At 45.3% G+C, this 19,463-nt stretch carries 14 protein-coding genes and 2 tRNA genes; 13 read left to right on the top strand and 3 right to left on the bottom strand.

Annotation, left to right across the window (positions count from 1 at the left end; translation table 11 throughout):
- The first annotated feature begins 181 nt into the window (after nucleotides 1-181).
- From MSG35_RS00775 to MSG35_RS00735, 9 genes are all read left to right on the top strand, one after another.
- Nucleotides 182-1,489, top strand: coding sequence for an acetyl-CoA hydrolase/transferase C-terminal domain-containing protein (locus MSG35_RS00775; protein WP_248382471.1), 1,308 nt, complete (start codon nucleotides 182-184; stop codon nucleotides 1,487-1,489).
- 9 nt (nucleotides 1,490-1,498) lie between these two features.
- Nucleotides 1,499-3,652 carry a fatty acid oxidation complex subunit alpha FadB gene (gene fadB / locus MSG35_RS00770; RefSeq protein ID WP_248382470.1) on the top strand — a complete coding sequence of 718 codons (2,154 nt, stop codon included), beginning with the start codon at nucleotides 1,499-1,501 and terminating at the stop codon, nucleotides 3,650-3,652.
- 15 nt (nucleotides 3,653-3,667) lie between these two features.
- Complete coding sequence (fadA, locus tag MSG35_RS00765; protein WP_086968241.1) at nucleotides 3,668-4,828, top strand: acetyl-CoA C-acyltransferase FadA; 1,161 nt, start codon at nucleotides 3,668-3,670, stop codon at nucleotides 4,826-4,828.
- A gap of 284 nt (nucleotides 4,829-5,112) precedes the next feature.
- Nucleotides 5,113-5,682 (top strand): hypothetical protein, encoded by a 570-nt coding sequence (locus MSG35_RS00760; protein ID WP_050634289.1) that lies wholly within the window; start codon nucleotides 5,113-5,115, stop codon nucleotides 5,680-5,682.
- A gap of 99 nt (nucleotides 5,683-5,781) precedes the next feature.
- On the top strand, nucleotides 5,782-7,209 hold the full coding sequence (locus tag MSG35_RS00755; RefSeq protein ID WP_248383226.1) for a TolC family protein: 1,428 nt from the start codon (nucleotides 5,782-5,784) through the stop codon (nucleotides 7,207-7,209).
- 10 nt (nucleotides 7,210-7,219) lie between these two features.
- Nucleotides 7,220-8,932 carry an efflux RND transporter periplasmic adaptor subunit gene (locus tag MSG35_RS00750; protein ID WP_248382466.1) on the top strand — a complete coding sequence of 571 codons (1,713 nt, stop codon included), beginning with the start codon at nucleotides 7,220-7,222 and terminating at the stop codon, nucleotides 8,930-8,932.
- On the top strand, nucleotides 8,929-12,072 hold the full coding sequence (locus MSG35_RS00745) for an efflux RND transporter permease subunit (protein ID WP_248382465.1): 3,144 nt from the start codon (nucleotides 8,929-8,931) through the stop codon (nucleotides 12,070-12,072). The genes MSG35_RS00750 and MSG35_RS00745 overlap by 4 nt, the downstream gene beginning before the upstream one ends.
- Nucleotides 12,073-12,178: 106 nt before the next feature.
- Nucleotides 12,179-12,763, top strand: a complete 585-nt coding sequence (locus tag MSG35_RS00740) for a cupredoxin family protein (protein ID WP_050644223.1) — start codon at nucleotides 12,179-12,181, stop codon at nucleotides 12,761-12,763.
- 112 nt (nucleotides 12,764-12,875) lie between these two features.
- Complete coding sequence (locus MSG35_RS00735; RefSeq protein ID WP_248382463.1) at nucleotides 12,876-13,361, top strand: hypothetical protein; 486 nt, start codon at nucleotides 12,876-12,878, stop codon at nucleotides 13,359-13,361.
- A 160-nt stretch (nucleotides 13,362-13,521) separates the two neighbouring features.
- On the opposite strand, the gene MSG35_RS00730 is transcribed toward MSG35_RS00735, so the two are convergent.
- Nucleotides 13,522-13,779, bottom strand: coding sequence for a hypothetical protein (locus MSG35_RS00730; RefSeq protein WP_048613401.1), 258 nt, complete (start codon nucleotides 13,777-13,779; stop codon nucleotides 13,522-13,524).
- Nucleotides 13,780-14,079: 300 nt separating this feature from the next.
- Between MSG35_RS00730 and MSG35_RS00725 the strand changes: the two genes are divergently transcribed.
- Nucleotides 14,080-16,365 (top strand): glycoside hydrolase family 9 protein, encoded by a 2,286-nt coding sequence (locus tag MSG35_RS00725; protein WP_248382462.1) that lies wholly within the window; start codon nucleotides 14,080-14,082, stop codon nucleotides 16,363-16,365.
- A 179-nt stretch (nucleotides 16,366-16,544) separates the two neighbouring features.
- On the opposite strand, the gene MSG35_RS00720 is transcribed toward MSG35_RS00725, so the two are convergent.
- Both MSG35_RS00720 and MSG35_RS00715 read right to left on the bottom strand, forming a co-directional pair.
- A tRNA-Gly gene (locus MSG35_RS00720) sits at nucleotides 16,545-16,619 on the bottom strand.
- 38 nt (nucleotides 16,620-16,657) lie between these two features.
- Nucleotides 16,658-16,732 (bottom strand) — tRNA-Gly (locus MSG35_RS00715).
- 525 nt (nucleotides 16,733-17,257) lie between these two features.
- Here MSG35_RS00715 and MSG35_RS00710 point away from each other — a divergent pair.
- The 3 genes from MSG35_RS00710 to MSG35_RS00700 all read left to right on the top strand — a co-directional run bounded on the left by MSG35_RS00710 (nucleotide 17,258) and on the right by MSG35_RS00700 (nucleotide 19,461).
- Nucleotides 17,258-18,421: a threonine/serine exporter family protein gene (locus MSG35_RS00710; RefSeq protein ID WP_004731486.1), complete on the top strand. Its 1,164-nt coding sequence runs from the start codon at nucleotides 17,258-17,260 to the stop codon at nucleotides 18,419-18,421.
- Between the two features lie 179 nt (nucleotides 18,422-18,600).
- Complete coding sequence (locus MSG35_RS00705) at nucleotides 18,601-18,939, top strand: zinc ribbon domain-containing protein YjdM (protein ID WP_017088858.1); 339 nt, start codon at nucleotides 18,601-18,603, stop codon at nucleotides 18,937-18,939.
- Between the two features lie 99 nt (nucleotides 18,940-19,038).
- Nucleotides 19,039-19,461: an N-acetyltransferase gene (locus tag MSG35_RS00700; protein WP_248382461.1), complete on the top strand. Its 423-nt coding sequence runs from the start codon at nucleotides 19,039-19,041 to the stop codon at nucleotides 19,459-19,461.
- The last annotated feature ends 2 nt before the right edge of the window (nucleotides 19,462-19,463 follow it).

Here is a 19,463-nt window from a genome sequence, read left to right as displayed (position 1 = left end):
GAATAGTGAATTTCTTGTCCTGAATTGCAAAGTTAAAGCCTAGGGAAATTGTATTCTGAATGCCGTGAAAAGGATATTTACCTGTACCCTACGTTCATGCATAACATACAAGTTTTGGTTTTAATGGAAAAGTAATATTCAAAATTTAGCCTGTTATGCAAAGTATAATGAGAACTACATAATGAATAATTGGCAAGAGATCCATAGCGAAAAACTACTCTCGTTAGAGTCTGCGGTAGGCAAACTCGCATCAGGTGACAAAATCTGGGCAGGAGGCTTACTGTCCATTCCAGTTGTTTTTCTAAAGGAGTTGGATAAACACCTCGACCTATTCAGTGATTGTGAAATCTACACAGGTTTGATGACGACTCCCTTCGAGTTCTTGAAGCCTCAATATCGAGGGAACTTCAAGCATATCAGTCTCTTCATGGGGCCAATTGAAAGAAAGCTGCAAAGCACAGGCAACGTAGAAGTGACCAACTTTCATTTCTCTAATTTCGAAAATATTTTTGAAAAACTGCAGCCAAATACGGTTGTCGTTGAAGTAACACCACCGAATGCAGACGGTTTTGTGAGCTTAGGCGCGTGTGGCGGCGTAGCAACGAAGGTGGCGCTGAAACATGCTTCTAAAGTAATTTTTGTTGTTAATGAACAGCAACCTTTTATCGGCAATGAAGACAATATCGTGCATGTCGATTGTGCGAACGCATTAGTCGAAGGCCATCATAGTATCGCGTCACCTAAAGCTGGCCAGCCTTCAGATCTAGAGACCGAAATTGCAAAACACGTTAGCCCGTACATCAAAGATGGAATGACGGTACAAATTGGTATTGGAACCATCTCAAATGCGATGGGTATGGCGCTTCGAGACCGTAAAGACCTAGGTGTTCATACAGAGATGTTTACGGAATCTCTCATGGAGATGTGTAAAGCCGGTGCGGTGTCTGGCACTAAAAAGAATCACATGCCAAACAAGATCGTCGCGGCATTCGCGGCGGGCCCTCAAGAAGTCATGGACTTTTTGCACAACAACCCAGACATCGAGATGGGCTCAATGAGCGAAGTCGTTAACCCGTATGAAGTCGCTAAGAACGATAATTTTGTCTCCATTAATACGTGTTTGATGATCGACCTTGTTGGTCAAGTTGCTTCTGAAGGTGCGGGCTTTAGCCAGATTTCGGGATCGGGTGGTCAGTTAGATTTTGTACGAGCAGCGAACATGGCGAAAAACGGCGTCAGCATCTTAGCCTTGGCAGCAACGCGTGAAGGCAAAGACGGCTTAGAGTCGAATATTCGTTTGTCATTGCCAGTGGGCACGCCGATTACCACACCTCGTAACGATGTACATATCGTGGCGACGGAATACGGCTCAGTAAACCTGCGTGGTATGACGGTCTCTGAACGCGTTCATGCGTTAGCTAACATCGCACACCCAGATTTTCGTGAGTCGTTACTGGCGGAAGCAAAACAACATGGCTTAGTGAAGTAGGAGGTAATTATGTTTACAGGACAATTTTTCAAACTCGCATTTATCGAAGATTCTAATCGTATCGTTGAATTGGTTTTCAACGCAGAATCTGATTCGGTTAACACACTCACTAAGTCGGCACTAATTGAACTTGAAAGCTGTGTCGATCAACTTGAAAACAGTGATGCTGCCGGTCTGATTATCCGTTCGGGCAAAGCGTTATTTAGCGCGGGTGCGGATGTAAAAGCCTTTCGCTCTCTGTTTAGTGACGGTGATGCGGCCATTACCGATTACTTATCATGGGCGCACTCCATTTATAACCGAATTGAAGATCTCAACCTTCCTAAAGTAGCCATCGTTAATGGTGTCGCTGCTGGTGGTGGTGTAGAGCTTTCACTGCTTGCGGATTATCGTCTTGCGACGACTGATCTAAAAATGAGCCTGCCTGAAGTTAAGCTTGGCATTATGCCAGCATGGGGGGGGGTGACTCGATTACCGCGCATCACAGGTGTAGATACGGCACTGCAATGGCTAACAACGGGTAAAACCTTTAAGGCGAAGCAAGCGTTAGAACATCACGTTGTTGACGGTGTGATCGATGCAAGTAAGACAAACCCAATCGAAAGCGCGTTAACCATGCTTGAATCGTGCATCTCTGGTGACTTTGATTGGCAACAGCGTTATGCAGAAAAACAAGCGCCACTGACTCTGAATGACCCGGAACTGGCGATGTCGATTAATGTGGCTAAAGGCATGGTCGCGAAAGCAGCTGGTCCGCATTATCCGGCACCGAGCATTATTCTGAACACGATTTCTAAAAGCGCTCGTTGTTCTCGCGATGAAGCCTTAAAGCTTGAGCAAGCGGGAATCATCAAATGTGTCGCAAGTGGTGTAGCAGACGCTTTGGTGAATGTTTTCCTGAGTGACATGGCAGTAAAAGCGACGGCAAAGAAACACGCTAAAGGCGGCAAGAAAACCGAAGAAGTGGGTGTCGTCGGCGCGGGTATTATGGGCGGTGGTATCGCTTATGTGACCGCGGATAAAAAGTTGGATGTGGTACTCAAAGACATCAACAAACAGGGCTTAGCGTTAGGGCTAAATGAAGCCAATCAACTGCTTTCAAAGCAAGTGATTCGCGGTCGTAAGAGCCCAGAGGCGATGGGTGAAGTGCTTAATCGTATCGTGCCGACTTTACACAATGCAGCGTTAGACAGCTGTGATTTGGTGATAGAAGCGGTCGTTGAGAATCCAATCGTAAAAGAAAAGGTGCTAGCTGAGCTTGAACAGGTTGCGCCAAATGCAATGATTGCCTCCAATACCTCTACTTTGATGATCAGTGGCTTAGCGCACTCATTAAAGAACCCAGAGAACTTCTGTGGCATTCACTTCTTTAACCCGGTGCATCGCATGCCGTTGGTTGAAGTGATTAAAGGTGAACAAACATCATCAGAAACCATTGCAACCGCAGTCAACTACGTTCTGGCACTTGGCAAGACGCCTATCGTGGTGAACGACTGTGCTGGCTTCTTGGTTAATCGCTGTTTAACGCCTTACTTCTTGGCGTTCAACCAACTGTTGGTTGCGGGCGGTGATATTGCTCAAATCGACAAAGTGATGAGCAAAGGGTTTGGTTGGCCAATGGGGCCAGCGCATCTGCTTGATGTGATTGGACTCGATACCGCGGATCACTGCATTGATGTGATGAGCGAAGCGTTCCCAACGCGTTTAGCCAAGCCTGAAGCTAATCTGATCGCGGAATCTGTGGCGAAAGGACGTTTAGGACAAAAAACAAAAGAGGGTTTCTATCTGTACAAAGCGGATCGCAAAGGTCGCTTACAGCCAGAAAGCCACTTGGAAACCACTGCGCTTATTGAACGCCTTTGTGATGCACCAATCTCAATGGAGCCTCAAGACATCACAATGCGAATGATGTTACCGATGATGTATGAAGCGATTCGCTGTTTAGATGACGGCATTATTTCTTCAGCTGCCGAGGGTGATATTGCGTTTATCTACGGCACTGGATTCCCGGCATTCCGTGGCGGAATCTTCTACTACATGGATAGCATGGGTCTAGATAAGTTGTTAGAGATTGCCCAACAATATGAAGACTTAGGTTCTTTATATGCCATCCCTCAAGGTCTTCGTGACCGTGTTGAACTGAACCGTAATTTTTACGCGTAACCTGGAGCAAGAAATATGAAAAACGTAGTGATTGTAGATGCGATTCGAACTCCAATGGGGCGTTCAAAAAATGGTGTATTTCGACATGTTCGAGCCGATGATCTTTCGTCTCACTTAATGAGCGCCATGCTGAAGCGTCAGCCAAAGGTTGAATCCACTCTGATTGATGATGTGATCTGGGGTTGTGTGCAGCAAACCGAAGAGCAGGGCGTTAACCTTGCGAAGGTCGCAGCACTTCAAGCTGGGTTGTCTGAAGAAGTACCAGCAACAACAGTGAATCGTTTGTGTGGTTCTTCAATGGATGCACTGCACATGGCAACGCGCTCGATAAAAGCGGGTGATGCCGATGTTGTTCTCGTTGGTGGTGTTGAGCATATGGGGCATATCCCAATGACCAAAGGCATCAACTTAAACCCATACAACCGCAATATGGCACAAGCGTCTGCGATGATGGGGTTAACGGCGGAAGCACTTGGTCAACTTCATAACGTGTCTCGTGAAGAGCAAGATGAATTGGGCGCTCGTTCACACCGACTCGCGCACGAAGCGACACTTGAAGGTCGCTTTGATAACGAGATTGTCCCAACCATGGGTCATGACGAAAGCGGTGCGCCAACCTTGGTTAAGCACGATGAAGTGATTCGTCCTGAAACCACCGCTGAATCTTTGTCTAAGCTTCGCCCTGCGTTTGACCCGCGAGGAACCGTAACGGCAGGTACGTCTTCGGCCTTGTCTGACGGCGCATCTTGTTTGCTGGTGATGAGTGAAGATAAAGCCATCGAGATCGGCATTAAACCAAGAGCTAGAGTTATCTCTTCTGCCTCTGCGGGAGTGCCAGCGGCGCTTATGGGTTATGGACCCGTTCCGGCAACCAAAAAAGCGTTAGCGAAGACTGATCTAACGATCGCAGATATCGATTTTGCTGAAGTGAATGAAGCCTTTGCAGCGCAAGCTATCCCGTGTTTAAAAGATTTAGGCTTATGGGAGCAGCGTGAAGATAAAGTGAACCTGCATGGTGGAGCGATTTCACTGGGTCATCCTTTAGGATGTTCGGGTGCTCGCATCGTCGGTAGCCTTATCAATATTATGGAACAGCGTGGTGGTCAATACGGGCTAGCAACTATGTGTATTGGTATGGGGCAAGGTATTGCGACGATTATCGAAAGAGTGGAGTAAGTCACTTAATGGTTCGAGATGAGCTCGTCATCTAGGTGACCAAGACAATAAATTAGGGTAACGATCCAAGCCTTCAACCTGTGTTGAAGGTTTTTTTAGTGAGTTGCACTTTTTGCTTATCCAGAACTATCATTGAAGGACACACATGCCTTAAGTTCAAATAATCGACAAACCATGGTTATGAATGAATATTTTTTCAACGGTCAGGCAAATATCGGCACAATGGCATTGACCTTACCCTAAGGGTAACGTTTATAGTTGCGGTGTAAATTCAAAGGTAAGCTATGACAAACACATTCCGAAAAACTTGGATTATTGTTTTCAGCATCATTGCGATGTTGATGTCTAGCTATGCCTCAAGCTCTTCAGCCATGATGGCTAATATCATGGCAACGCAGATGATGTCGAATAAGTCTATCTGCCATCACAACGATTCGCCGAGCGATCCTGATGCCGCAAGTCAATTTGCTGCCGGTTGCCATGTGACCGTTACCGATTCAGACATGAGCGATCATGTTCATGCAAGCACGCCGAATGGCGACCAGTCTGTTCATGGAGCTCACTCTGCCCATGATGACCACGCTATTTATGTTGAGCTGTCTGCTGATGACAAGATGGCTTCACATCAAGAATCAATGGATGCTCACGGAGAGCATGTGATGGGCAACAACTGTTGTGGCGGTTCGGATTCTGCTCATATCTGTTGCTATTCTGTTTGTTCTACAGCATCACACACAATTCAGGCGCTCCAAGCCAACTACCAAATTTCCTCTTCATTCGCACCTCATCACTCTGTGACTATCGGTCAAAAAGTGACTCGTGCACAATCTTTGCTACGCCCACCTTCCGCATAAATCTATATCTAAAAATACAGCTATATCAGTTAGATAATTCTGATAAGCCATTCTTTTTGATGCGCTAATTAGCGCTAGATATGGACATTCATTGTGAATATGAAACCAACAACCTCTGTGTTTGTCATGAACACGAGCTTAGTGGTTGCTGCTACCTTGCCTATGGCCTTGTTTTCAAGTGCTACGCTCGCGGCTACCACGGCGTCAGCTTCAAATGCTCAACACATTTCAGCACATGACCAAGCAAGCTCGACGCAGCAACTCAATACACTGATTGAGATTGCTTTAAGCGAAGATGGAAATCGCAAACAGTACTTTGCTCAGTCTCAAGCGATGCGAGAAACGGGCATTGCCAGCTCGACCTTAATGGACCCGAAATTGAAAGTTGGATTTGGTGGTTTGCCTGTCGATAGCTTTCAATTCGACGAAGACCCGATGACTAATATATCGGTAGGGTTGATGCAGCAGTTTGAGCGTGGCGATACGCTTAACCTCCAACAGAAAAAGGCAGGCCAACAGGCAGATGCTTTAGCTTTGCAGGTGCAAGCAAGAGAATTGACGGTTGCGAATAGCATGACGCAGCTTTGGCTTGAGTTAGGTTATCAGCAAAAGGCTGAGTCGGTGATTCGTCAAAATCGTCGTTTGTTGGTTGAGCTTGAAAACTATGTACAAACCAACTACTCGATTGGTAAAAGTGAAGCGCAAGATCTGCTTAATGCTCAGCTCCAAGTGAGCAAGCTTGATGAGAAACTTCAGGCAAACCAGCAGGTTCAGAGCCGCTTAATCTCTCAGCTTTCTGAATGGTTGGGTTCTGATTGGCTAGGCTCTCAGATTCTTGATTCTCAGGGCACACTGAATGCAACTAACCAAATCGATTGGTCGTTGTTGGAAAGCAAATTAGCGACCAATATCGATTCAACCAAGCACTACCAGCTGCTGACTGACCATCCTTTGGTTAAGATCTCCGATGTCAGTATTTCCTCCAATCAAACTAAGGTTGAGTTAGCCGAGCAAGCTTATACCCCGCAGTTTGGGGTGGAAGTGATGTATGCACACCGTCAAGCCAATAACATGGCAGGTGAACCTGCTTCTGATCTGGTGAGTGCTTATCTGACAGTCGACATCCCGCTGTTTACAGGGAACCGACAAGATAAAAACTTATCGGCTGCTCAGTATCAAGTTGGTGCGGCTAAATCTCAAAAAGACACCTTACTTTCCCAAATGAACGCGCAAGTGAATGCATTGCTGGTGGACAGATCAAATCTGATCCAGCGATTAGATCGCTATCAAACGTCCTTGCTTCCTCAAACCGCAGCACGAATCAGCGCGGTTGAGAGGGGCTATCAAAACAACACCGCCCAGTTTAACGATGTCATTTCAGCAACGACCGATGAGCTGGCGCTTCAGTTAGAGCAACAACGTTTGATCACCGATCTCAACATCGTTAATAGCAAACTGGCGGCGTTAGTCAGTGGCTTTGAATACCAAGTGAACCAACCACAACTTGCAACCACAGAGAATCAGTAAGGGATACATAATGAGTTCAGTAAAAGTAGCAACAATCGCTTTATTGGTCGGTGGTGCATTGGGTTTTGGTGTGAACCATTTTCTAATTAATCCAGCACACGACATGTCAGCAATGGCAACCAGCACAGAAGCCAGCGATGAACCTTTGTATTGGGTAGCTCCGATGGACCCAAATTATCAGCGAGACAAGCCGGGTCAGTCACCTATGGGGATGGATCTTATCCCTGTGTATGCAGACGATGTGAACGGCGGAGAAAAAGATAAGCCCGGAACCGTGTTTATAGATTCTTCCGTGGAAAATAACCTTGGCGTGAAAACCGCACAAGTCACACGAGAACCGCTATCACCGCGCATTGAAACGGTTGGCTACGTGGCATTTGATGAAAGTGCGCTATGGCAAACCAACGTCCGTGTTTCTGGTTGGGTGGAAAAACTCTCCATCAACGCAGTAGGTGAGAAGGTAAACAAAGGTGATGTGCTTTTCACACTCTATTCTCCAGAGCTTGTTAAAGCACAAGAAGAGTTGATCAGTGCTTATAAAACGGGTCGTAAAGGTTTGATCAAGGGCTCGACTGAACGCTTGATTACCTTGGGTGTTGATAAGACTCAAATCCGCGCTATTACGCGCAAAGGCAAAGCCTCGCAAACCATTGAAGTTAAAGCGCCAGCCGATGGTGTTATAGCGAGTTTGAATATCCGAGAAGGTGGTTATCTTTCACCTGCACAAGCGGTGATCAGTGCTGGCCCATTAGGCGAAGTATGGGTTGATGCAGAGGTGTTTGAGCGTCAAGCGCACTGGATCTCGTCAGGCAGCAATGCGGTGATGACGCTAGATGCCATTCCTGGCAAAGAGTGGTTGGGTAATGTCGATTACGTTTACCCAATCCTTGATCCAAAAACTCGAACCTTGCGCGTTCGTTTGAAGTTCTCCAATCCAAATGGTGAGCTTAAGCCGAACATGTTCGCCAATATTGCGCTGAAACCGATCAGTGATGAAGCCGTTCTTACTATTCCAAGATCTTCGGTTATTCACTCCGGTGGTATGACTCGAGTGGTGATGTCAGAAGGTTCTGGCAAGTATCGTTCTGCTCGTATTGAGGTTGGTCGTGAAGCTGGCGAAAAAATAGAGGTGCTTCAAGGGCTAGAGCAAGGTGAGAACATTGTCACTTCTGCGCACTTCATGTTGGATTCTGAATCGAGCCAATCCGCTGATCTGTCACGCATCAATGGTGTTGAGGAAGAAGCTGAAACCGTGTGGGCAAACGGTGAAATTTCCGACGTTATGCAAGGCAGCCGTATGGTGACGATTAACCATCAGCCTGTTCCTGAATGGGATTGGCCGGGCATGGTGATGAATTTCACCTTTGCGGAAGGCTTAGACATGAGTGACGTGCAACGCGGTAAGGCGATTGATTTTGAGATGAGAAAGACAGAGTCAGGGCAGTACGAGGTTGTTGATTACAAGGTCAACAAACACAAGATCGCTGGCGAAGTTTGGGTAACAGGTGACATCACTATGTTGATGGCAGATTTTGGCATGATCACCGTAAAACATCAGCCAGTCCCTGAGTGGAATTGGAAAGCGGGTGAAATGAATTTCCAAGCCAGTGATGAGCTTGATTTATCTGAGTTTGCCGAGGGTCAAACCATTCGGTTTCTAGTGGCGAAGCAGGGTTCTGATTATGTGCTCAAATCTTTAGAAGCGGGTGAGGGCGAACTATGATCAATGCAATCATTCGCTGGTCTATTAGCAACCGCTTCTTAGTGCTGGTTGCTACTGTAGCCATCGTATTTGGCGGCTTATACAGCGTTAAAAATACACCGGTCGATGCCATTCCAGATTTATCAGATGTTCAGGTAATTATCAAAACCAGTTATCCGGGACAAGCGCCACAAGTGGTTGAGGATCAGGTGACTTATCCATTAACCACCGCCATGTTAGCTGTACCGGGTGCTGAAACGGTTCGTGGTTACTCGTTCTTTGGTGATTCCTATGTCTATATCATCTTCAATGACGATACTGATATGTACTGGGCACGTTCACGAGTGCTGGAGTACCTAAGCCAAGTTGCACCTAACTTGCCTTCGAGTGCTAAGCCAACACTAGGGCCAGATGCAACCGGTGTGGGCTGGGTTTACAGCTACGTGTTGCAAGATAAAACCGGTCAGCACGACTTAGCGGAACTTCGTAGTTTGCAAGATTGGTTCTTGAAGTATGAATTGCAAACCGTAGAAGGCGTGTCTGAAGTGGCGACCGTTGGCGGCATGGTGAAGCAGTATCAAGTACAGATTGATCCTGCCAAGTTACGTGCATATGACCTGACGCTTCAGCAAGTCAACAAGGCAATCCAAGATGGTAATCAAGAAACCGGTGCATCTGTTGTCGAGATTGCCGAAGCCGAACATATGGTTCGTACGACCGGTTACCTGACAAGCATCGAAGACATTCAATCCCTGCCATTAAAAGTGACCGACAAGGGTACTCCGCTGCTATTAGGTGACATTGCTGACATCAACCTTGGCCCGCAAATGCGTCGTGGTATCTCTGAGCTGAATGGTGAAGGTGAAGCCGTTGGCGGCGTTATCGTGATGCGCTTTGGTGAAAATGCCAGTGAAGTGATCGACTCGGTGAAATCCAAGCTCGCTGAACTGCAAGCTGGCTTGCCTGATGGTGTCGAGATTGTCGCGACTTATGACCGCTCTACTTTGATTGATTCAGCCGTTGAAAACCTTTGGAAGAAGCTGGCTGAAGAGTTCATCGTGGTCGCTGTCGTGTGTGCGCTGTTCTTGTTCCATATCCGCTCATCACTGGTTATCGCACTAAGTCTGCCTGTTGGTATTTTAGGTGCATTCATCGTCATGCATTGGCAGGGTATCAACGCCAACATCATGTCTCTTGGCGGGATCGCGATTGCGATTGGCGCCATGGTGGATGGTGCCATAGTGATGATTGAGAACGTTCATAAACACATTGAACGGACTCCGCTCACTGACAAAAACCGTTGGCAAGTGATTGGTAAGGCAGCAGAAGAAGTCGGCGCACCGCTGTTCTTCTCTCTGATTATCATTACCTTGAGTTTTGTGCCTGTGTTCGCGCTAGAAGGGCAAGAGGGCAAGATGTTCTCGCCACTTGCGTTTACCAAGACGTATGCGATGGCCGCAGCCGCTGGTTTGGCTATCACGCTTGTGCCTGTGCTAATGGGTTACTTCATTCGCGGCAACGTGCTACCTGAACACAAAAACCCAGTCAACCGCAGCCTAGTGGCGATGTACAAACCGCTTCTGAACCTAAGCTTAAAATATCCCAAGGTGATGATTGTTATCGCACTTGGCTTAATGGCGTCTGCTTATTACCCAACCAGTAAGCTTGGCAACGAGTTCATCCCTCCTTTGGACGAAGGAGATTTGATGTACATGCCAACCACGTATCCAGGCATCTCAATAGGTAAGGCTCGTGAGTTGTTGCAACAAACCAACAAGCTCATCAAAACCATTCCAGAAGTCGAAACCACGTGGGGCAAAATTGGTCGAGCAGAGACAGCAACCGATCCTGCACCTTTAACCATGATTGAAACCGTGATTCAGCTTAAACCGCGAGATGAGTGGCGTGACGGTGTCACTACGGAGTCTCTGCGTAAAGAGTTTGATGATCTGATTCAGTTCCCAGGTTTAACTAATGCGTGGGTTATGCCAATCAAAACTCGTATCGACATGTTAGCGACCGGTATCAAAACCCCAATCGGAATCAAAATCGCTGGCCCAGAGCTGAGCGTGATTGAAGATATTGGTTCGCAACTTGAACCCATCCTCAACAGCGTGAGTGGTACGGCTTCTGTCTACGCCGAGCGTGTTGCGGGTGGTCGTTATGTGACGATAGACATCAAACGTCGTTCTGCTGCGCGATATGGCTTGAGCATTAAAGAAGTGCAACAGGTTATTTCGACTGCGGTTGGTGGCATGAACGTGGGCGAAACCGTTGAGGGGCTAGAGCGTTATCCAATCAATGTTCGTTATCCACAAAGCTATCGTGATTCTGTCGTTAAGTTGCAGAACCTGCCGTTAGTGACACCAAATGGAGCGCGAATTGCTTTGTCTGATGTTGCAGATATTCGTTATGAAGATGGACCGCCAATGATTAAGACGGAGAACGCGCGTCCTAATGGCTGGGTGTTCGTTGACATCGAAGGTCGCGACCTTGGTTCTTATGTGGCAGAGGCGCAAAAAGTCGTTACAGATCAAATCGTCTTACCTGCGGGTTATTCATTGGCGTGGTCTGGTCAATACGAATACATGGAGCGTGCGAAGGAGCGTTTGAGTGTCGTTGTACCAATCACCATCGCCATCATCATGTTGTTGCTCTACCTGAGCTTCCGTCGTGTCGGTGAGGTGATGATGATCATGCTGACATTGCCACTCGCAATGGTGGGTGGCCTATGGCTGATGCATGTCCTCAATTACAACTTCTCCATTGCGGTGGGTGTGGGCTTTATCGCCCTTGCCGGGGTTGCTGTTGAGATAGGTGTGATCATGTTGGTCTACCTAAACCAAGCATGGCACTACAAGAAATTGGATGCGGAGCAGAACCAGCAAGCACTTAAGAGTGAAGACTTAACGGATGCGATTCGTGAGGGCGCAGGACTGCGTGTTCGCCCAGTGATGATGACGGTACTTACGGTGATCATCGGCCTCATTCCAATTATGTATGGCGAGGGAACGGGCTCTGAAGTGATGCAGCGAATTGCAGCGCCGATGATAGGCGGAATGGCGTCTGCACTATTGCTTACCCTACTGGTTTTGCCTGCAATCTTTAAGCTCTGGAAACAGCGTGAGATTACGCATAGCCAAAACGAAACAATCAAATAACGTATTGATTATTAGCCCTTACTGACCAAAGCAGAGTGGGTAAGGGCCTACCACATGAACATGTGAAACTAACAAATAAATAACTGAATTAATCTAAGGAACGATCATGAAAAAGACACTTATTGCGATTGCACTGACGTTAACTACTGCAACGGCTTTTGCTGAAATGGACCATTCAACTGTTGATCATTCAAGTATCGACCATTCAAACATGGATCACTCGATGATGAAGAGTGGAGAGATGGATCATTCAAAAATGGATCACAGCATGATGAAGGATGGAAAGATGGACCATTCGATGATGAATATGGAAGGCATGTCCGAGGTGGGTATGCCTGCGACAGGCGCAAAGCCGGATAAAGTGGTTCATGTTCTGCTAAGTGACGATATGAAAATCACATTTAAGAACAAGGTTGATATTGAGCCGAACGATGTGGTGCAGTTTGTTGTGATGAACACAGGCAAGATTGATCACGAATTCTCGATTGGTTCTGCTTCAGAGCAGTTAGAGCACCGCGAAATGATGAAAAACATGGGTAATCACGCCCATGACTCGGGTAGCACAGTGACAGTTAAGCCGGGTAAAGCGAAGCAATTGCTGTGGCATTTCCATGGTGATAATAACGTAGAGTTCGCGTGCAATATTCCTGGTCACGCTGAAGCGGGTATGGTGAAGTCGTTAACGCTATAAGGTGATACACAAGCCATATCTAGTTCAAAGGGATGAGTGCTAGATATGGCTACCTTGTTTTAGTGCTATTTAGGTATTAGCTTTAAAAGACTATAGGAATAGGAGCTTAAGGATGAATAAGACAGTTCTAGTACTTGCAATAACGGGTGCTTTAATAACGTGGTCGACCCACAGCATTGCTGCTAAACCTGAGTGGGCTGGTAAAGGTAAGCCCGATTTAGAAGAAGTAAAAACGCTCGCTGAGGCTAAAAAAGTTGAAGGCGAAATTGATGATCGTGAGAAGCAGCTTGATTCAATGATCGAAGAGAAAAATAAGAAAGCGAAAAAAAGTAAGAACAAAAAAGATAAGCAGAAACTAGATAAAGAACTCGACGATTTGGAAGACGAGAAAGAAGCCCTCGAAGAGAGTAAAGAGAAGCTCAAAGATAAGAAAGAAAAGATTGAAGATGATATGGATAATGACGAAGAAAAGTCAGGATTAGAAAAGCAGAAAGACAAGAAAGCGGAACAAGAGCGTAAAGAAGAAGGAAAAGGGTCAGAGAAAGGCCAACAGCAGCGTGAAGAAAACAGCAAAAAGTGGTGGAACTTCTGGGAGTAATGCGAGGGCCTAACATCACCAATTCATTTCAACCTATCAGCACAGCTTTGTGTGACCGCTAAGTCATTGGTTAAACATTATGACCAGTTAAAGATAAGTCTCAACCTGTTCAGGAATACATGACTAACTTGTATTGGCTGAGGCTTATCTGTAGTTAGAATCACTGTAGCAAGATAGAAGTTTCAAGCAGGTGGTGTGCTTCGCCGCTTAGGTGCGGTAGCTCTGTCATGATCTTTTTAAACTTGTCGTCGATTGATTCTGCTTCATTCAGCGATCGAAAAGCCAGTACAGCCTGTTCAGGCTCGCTGTTCACATAACCTTTCAATGTATCTAGCTGAATTTTATTGGCATTTTCAACTTTTGCTAGCGCGACATTAATTGCTTCGATGTTAATTGTTAACTCATTGCTTTTAAACATTTTTTATTATTTATGGGTTGTTGCTAATGCGCGCACATTACCACAACTGTTTTTCCAGATATTGACCAAGATTATTAAACCCGCACTTTTATGAAATCTGAGTTTAATTGAGAGGCACTAGCACAATATCGTTTTGTCTATCCATGCAATTGATTCATGAGCTTGTTCCTTAGTGTTAAACATCACAAGAAATCATAATATTTATTTTTACGAGTCTATTTTTTGCGAATGTTAACTCTCTATTATTGAGTCTATTTCGCTAGTTTCCTTGGAGATATGAAACATCTTTAAGGAATAATGATGAAAAAAGGAACGTTATCTCTCGCGATTGTCATGGTTTTATCTTCTGGAGCAATTTACGCAGAAGAGCAGATTAGAAATAGTCACTTTAAAGGCAATATGGATGGTTGGTGGAATGCTGGCGCCAACATAGCAACAGAAAGTAATGAAGCGTGTATTGATATAAAAAACCCAGGAAAGAATTCTTGGGATGTCATTTTTGGCCACAGTGGCATTGGTTTAGAGCAAGGTCAAAGGTACCAAGTATCGTTCGATGCATATGCGAATATTGATACTGAGATGAAAGCCTTGATCCAACATGAAGGGCCTCCTTATACGCATTATTTCCTAAGTGACGTGGGTATATCAACAGACAAGCAAAGCTATACGTTTGATTTTGTACACGAACTTGATAGTGACGCCGATACAGAATTCCAGTTTCAATTAGGCGCACAGAAAACTGGTGTCATCTGTGTTGATAACGTTTCTGTTGTAGGTAAGCCATTTGTAAAAATAGCGACTAAGATGCCTATTCGAGCTAACCAAGTTGGCTTCTTACCGAAATCAGATAAATATATCTTTGTTGAAAATACCTCGACGACACCTTTGAAATGGACATTAGTCTCTCAATCAGGGATCAGCCTCGACCTCGGTAAAACAGAAGTATTCGGTTTGAATAAAGCGTCGGGTGAGCACATTCACCGAGTTAACCTTTCAAAATATACAGACACGATGAGAGGTTTAACGGTCAAGGTCGATGACGATGTCAGCTATCCATTCGATATTCGAAATGATGTTTATAGCAAGTTGAAGCTCGATGCGTTGTCTTACTTCTATCAAAATCGCAGCGGCATTGAAATAAAGCCAGAGTTCGTTCAACGTGAAGATCTTGCGAGGCCCGGTGGCCACATGTCCGATACTGCAACCTGTTTTGATAAAGTTGATAGTTGGGGAAATAAATGGCCTGGCTGTGACCTGACTATTGATGCGACCGGTGGTTGGTACGATGCAGGCGATCATGGTAAATACATGGTGAACAGTGGCATCTCAACATGGACACTTCTGAATTTATACGAGCGAAGTCAGTTCCTAGAAAACAAATTGCTTCCTTTTTCTGAGGGCAAAGTGAAAATCCCTGAAGCAACCAATGGCGTTAATCCGTTGTTGTCTGAAGCGCGTTGGAACATTGAGTTCATGTTAGCGATGCAAGTCGACTATGACACGCCTATCTCTGTCCCTGTTGGTAATCAGTCTGCCAGTAAAAAGCTAAAACTTACCGAGATTAACGCGAGAGGGCTGGCTTTCCATAAGATCGCGGATGAGTCTTGGACTGGCATGCCATTACCGCCACACAAAGATACTCAGAAACGTTATGTTGGTTATCCTACTACTGCGGCTTCATTGAATCTGGCGGCAATCGGTGCTCAGTGCGCACGTATTTGGAAAGATATCGACAGTGATTTCTCACAGTTATGTTTGGATTCAGCGACCAAAGCGTGGAACGCAGCAAATCAACATCAAGATATCTATGCTTACGACAACTTCACAGGTTCTGGGCCGTATGATGATATCGAATTGAGTGATGAGCGATACTGGGCTGCGTCCGAGCTCTTTATCACAACCCATGATGAGGTTTACAAAAAAGTATTGATTGATTCCCCGCACTATCTTGAAGTGCCGAAGGGGAACATCAATGCGGATGGTGACATGTATTGGCAGTATATAGCGCCTGCAGGCACCGTGAGTTTAGCCGTGGTACCTAATTCATTGGACAGCCAAGTTATTGAACAAGCACGTAAGAACATCATTAAAACGGCAGAATCTTATACAAAACAGCTGGTAAATGAAGGCTATCACATCCCTTATACGGTAAATGAGTATTCGTGGGGATCAAACTCCAACCTTGTAAACCGAAGTATCTTTTTGATCTACGCTCACGATTTTTCTAATGATGTTCGATACATCAAAGCGGCGGCTAGTGCGATGGATTATGTCCTCGGAGGTAACCCGATGAATATCTCTTATGTTACTGGTTATGGAACGAAACCTGCTGAGAATCCTCATCATCGATTCTGGGCTTACGCTGCTGATGAAAGTTCACCAAAACCAGCGCCGGGTGCGTTAATTGGAGGCCCAAATTCGGTAAGTTTTAGTGATCCTATTGCCGCTGTGATGAAAGGCAAGTGTGTTGGACAAACGTGTTACAGCGATAATATTGGCGCTTGGACGTTGAACGAGATAACCATCAACTGGAATGCGCCGCTAGTATGGGTTACTTCTGCTTTAGATGAAGGGCAGCTTGATTGAGGTAATCAATTAAATTAAGAATATTCAAAGAGTAATATCATTTGGTATTGCTCTTTTTTAATACAGAAAATCACACAATGAAGTGCGCAGTTTTAATTTTTTTTAGGTTTCGAAGCTAAGAAGAGATGGTGGGTCTAAGGGGTTTTGTAACTAAAGAGAATTTGAAACTAAACAGAGGTTGGAGCGTGCAGCGGGAATCGAACCCGCATCATCAGCTTGGAAGGCTGAGGTAATAGCCATTATACGATGCACGCACACTGTCTTATGAGTAAGACTAAGGCATTAAGAGACTTGGAGCGTGCAGCGGGAATCGAACCCGCATCATCAGCTTGGAAGGCTGAGGTAATAGCCATTATACGATGCACGCACATCGTCTTAACGAGTTTGATAATGCCACATCTAACTGAAAACGAAACCTTTTTCTTTCATTTTTATTCTAAGTGCTCGCATAACCACCACTCCGCTAGTTTTTCCATCATGTTCGGCGTTTTCAGAGTGAATAAAATGTGACTAAAATCTCTAAAAAAGGAGGGCGAGAAATAATAGTAAATGTCATGCTGTTTTTTGCGATAAATCCGCCTTAATTTATAAACCTGTTTTAGTGGTACTTGGCTGTCATAAATCTCATGAAAATTAAGGAATTTGGAGTGTTAACATAAACTGATTTTTATTTGTGTTTTGGCGTCCACTAATAACAATCTGAATGCATAAATTTAACTTGTCAGCCTGTCAAAACATTCAGTAAACTAATCCCAAATGAGTAGAGTTATAGGCACTTCTAAGGCTTTGCAGAAAAAAGTAACGAGTTCAGTTGATAATTCACGCAAAAGTCTCGTCATTCCGTCTATCGTTTGGTACATTTGCCGCACATTTTGTCTCCCCTAAAATACCCATGCCTTCTCAGTTCCGAATTAACAAAATTGTTGAAATTGGTGACACTCTTCACCGCAGTGGCTGTGCCCCTTACAAGCTAGAGAAATACACTCAATTCTATGCAAAAAAGCATGGTGTTGATGTGATGATCCAAGCTACGCCAACTGCGATTAACTATCAATTTCCAGACGATAACAACGCCGTGATTCTTAAGCGTCTAAAGCCTGCGTCAATTAACCTGAGTTTGTTGGCCAATACGATCATTCGTATTAACCAGCCAAGCAGTGAGCCTGTACCAGAACCTGTCGGTTACTCTAAATTCGTGACGGCACTTGCCAATATGGGTATTCCGCCTGCTTATTTGATGCTGGTGGGCAGTACGTTGGAAGCGGTGGGCTTTTCTGCGTTATTGGGTTTGATGGTTTGGGTATGTCAGCAAGTTCTTCATTCACGTCGCGCTATCGCGGTTGAATTCATCTCGGCACTGTTAACGGGTATCTTTGTGGCGTTTCTGGCGAGTACAGGGTTGCCGATTCCGGTGTGGGCGTTGTGTATCGCCTCGATTGTCTTGTTTGTCCCCGGGTTATCCATAGCCAACGCATTAGAATGTTTGGCCTTTAATGACTTGGTTTCTGGTACCAGCTTGCTAGGGCAGAGTGCCTTAACGCTGATTAAGCTGTTTGTCGGGATTATCATGGGGCTTAATATTGGCGAAGCGATATGGGGACAAGCGGTCTCCATCGACTATACCAATGCGGTACCGATGTGGATGCATATATCTGGCTTGGTGCTGATCTCGGTGTCTATCGGTGTGATGTTCAATGCACGTCCTAAAGATATCTTGCTTGGCTTGCCAGTTGCCGTTCTCGGTATGTGGGGCCCATTCTATCTTGGTTTTGATAGTGGTTGGGTTGTCGGCACTTGGGTGACGACGGTTCTTATTACTTTGTACGGAACTTGGATCGCCAAGAAGATGGAACTCACGGGCTCTATTTATATCGTGCAAGGGATCATCATCTTGGTTCCGGGTAGCCGAGTATTAGTGAGTGCCAGCCAGTCGGTGTTTGAACAATCGATTTTGCCTATCCCGAGTATCGGTTTGTCGGCGTTATTCATGTTCTCGGCAATCGTGGCAGGGCAAATCACCGCTTACTCGATTTACTCACCAAAAGTCGAACGTTAAACCTTTCCGCTTCTCAAGTTTTTAAACAAACACAGCTTAGCGGCTGTGTTTGTTCGTTTTAGGAACGGCTCTTTTTTAAAGACAATTAGCTCTCCGTAAAACTTGTTAGATTTATGCTCGCTAAGCCTGACAAGAGCCATTAAAATGGAACAAATTCTATTTAAATGAAGTATTAACGTATGTCTCTACCTCCTTGTCCGCAATGCCAATCTGAATATGTCTATCAAGACCAAAACAACCTAATCTGCCCTGAGTGTGCCTACGAATGGAACCCAGAAGAAGAGCGTTTAGAAAGAGAAGCCGCGCGTGTTAAGGACGTGAATGGCGTTGTATTGGAAAGTGGAGATAAAGTTACCTTCATTAAAGATCTAAAAATTAAAGGCAGTTCTAGCGTATTGAAAATCGGCACTAAAGCCGTGATTCGACGTATCAACGAAGGTAAAGACCACCAGCTAGATTGCAAGCTGGATGGTGGCGGTGAAATGCTGGTTACAGCGAAGTACGTTAAGAAGCAGTAACCATTGTTTCAAACAATTGTCGTAAATCTTCAATAAGTTTAAGTCGCTTCTCGGCATACTGATTCGCATATTGAACCGCAATAATTTCAGAGAATGAAGATGATCAGAGAATACCGTCCAGCCGATATTGAAACCGTTATAGATATTTGGTTAACCGCCTCGATCAAGGCGCATGATTTTGTGGCTCCTGAGTTCTGGGAGTCGCAAGTGGGTAATATGCGCGATATATACATCCCAGCATCAACAACTTACGTGTATCAAATAGACGGTGAGGTTCGTGGCTTTTATTCGCTTTATGAAGGGGTTTTAGCTGCGATCTTTGTGAGCCCGCAGCATCAAGGTTGTGGTGTTGGTAAGCAACTTATCCAACACGCGAAGCTTGAATGCCCGAATCTGTCTTTGAATGTGTATAAAGAGAACCAAGCGACCATTGAGTTCTATTTGTCTCAAGGTTTCTCTATTGTGAGCGAACAAACTGATGAGCACACAGAACATCAAGAATACACCATGCACTTATCTTAGGC

It is taken from the genome of Vibrio sp. 1CM23M (genome assembly GCF_023161755.1).
GTDB lineage: Bacteria > Pseudomonadota > Gammaproteobacteria > Enterobacterales > Vibrionaceae > Vibrio > Vibrio coralliirubri.
Note: the sequence above shows the minus strand (reverse complement) of the source record. Positions and strands in the feature narration are given on the sequence as shown.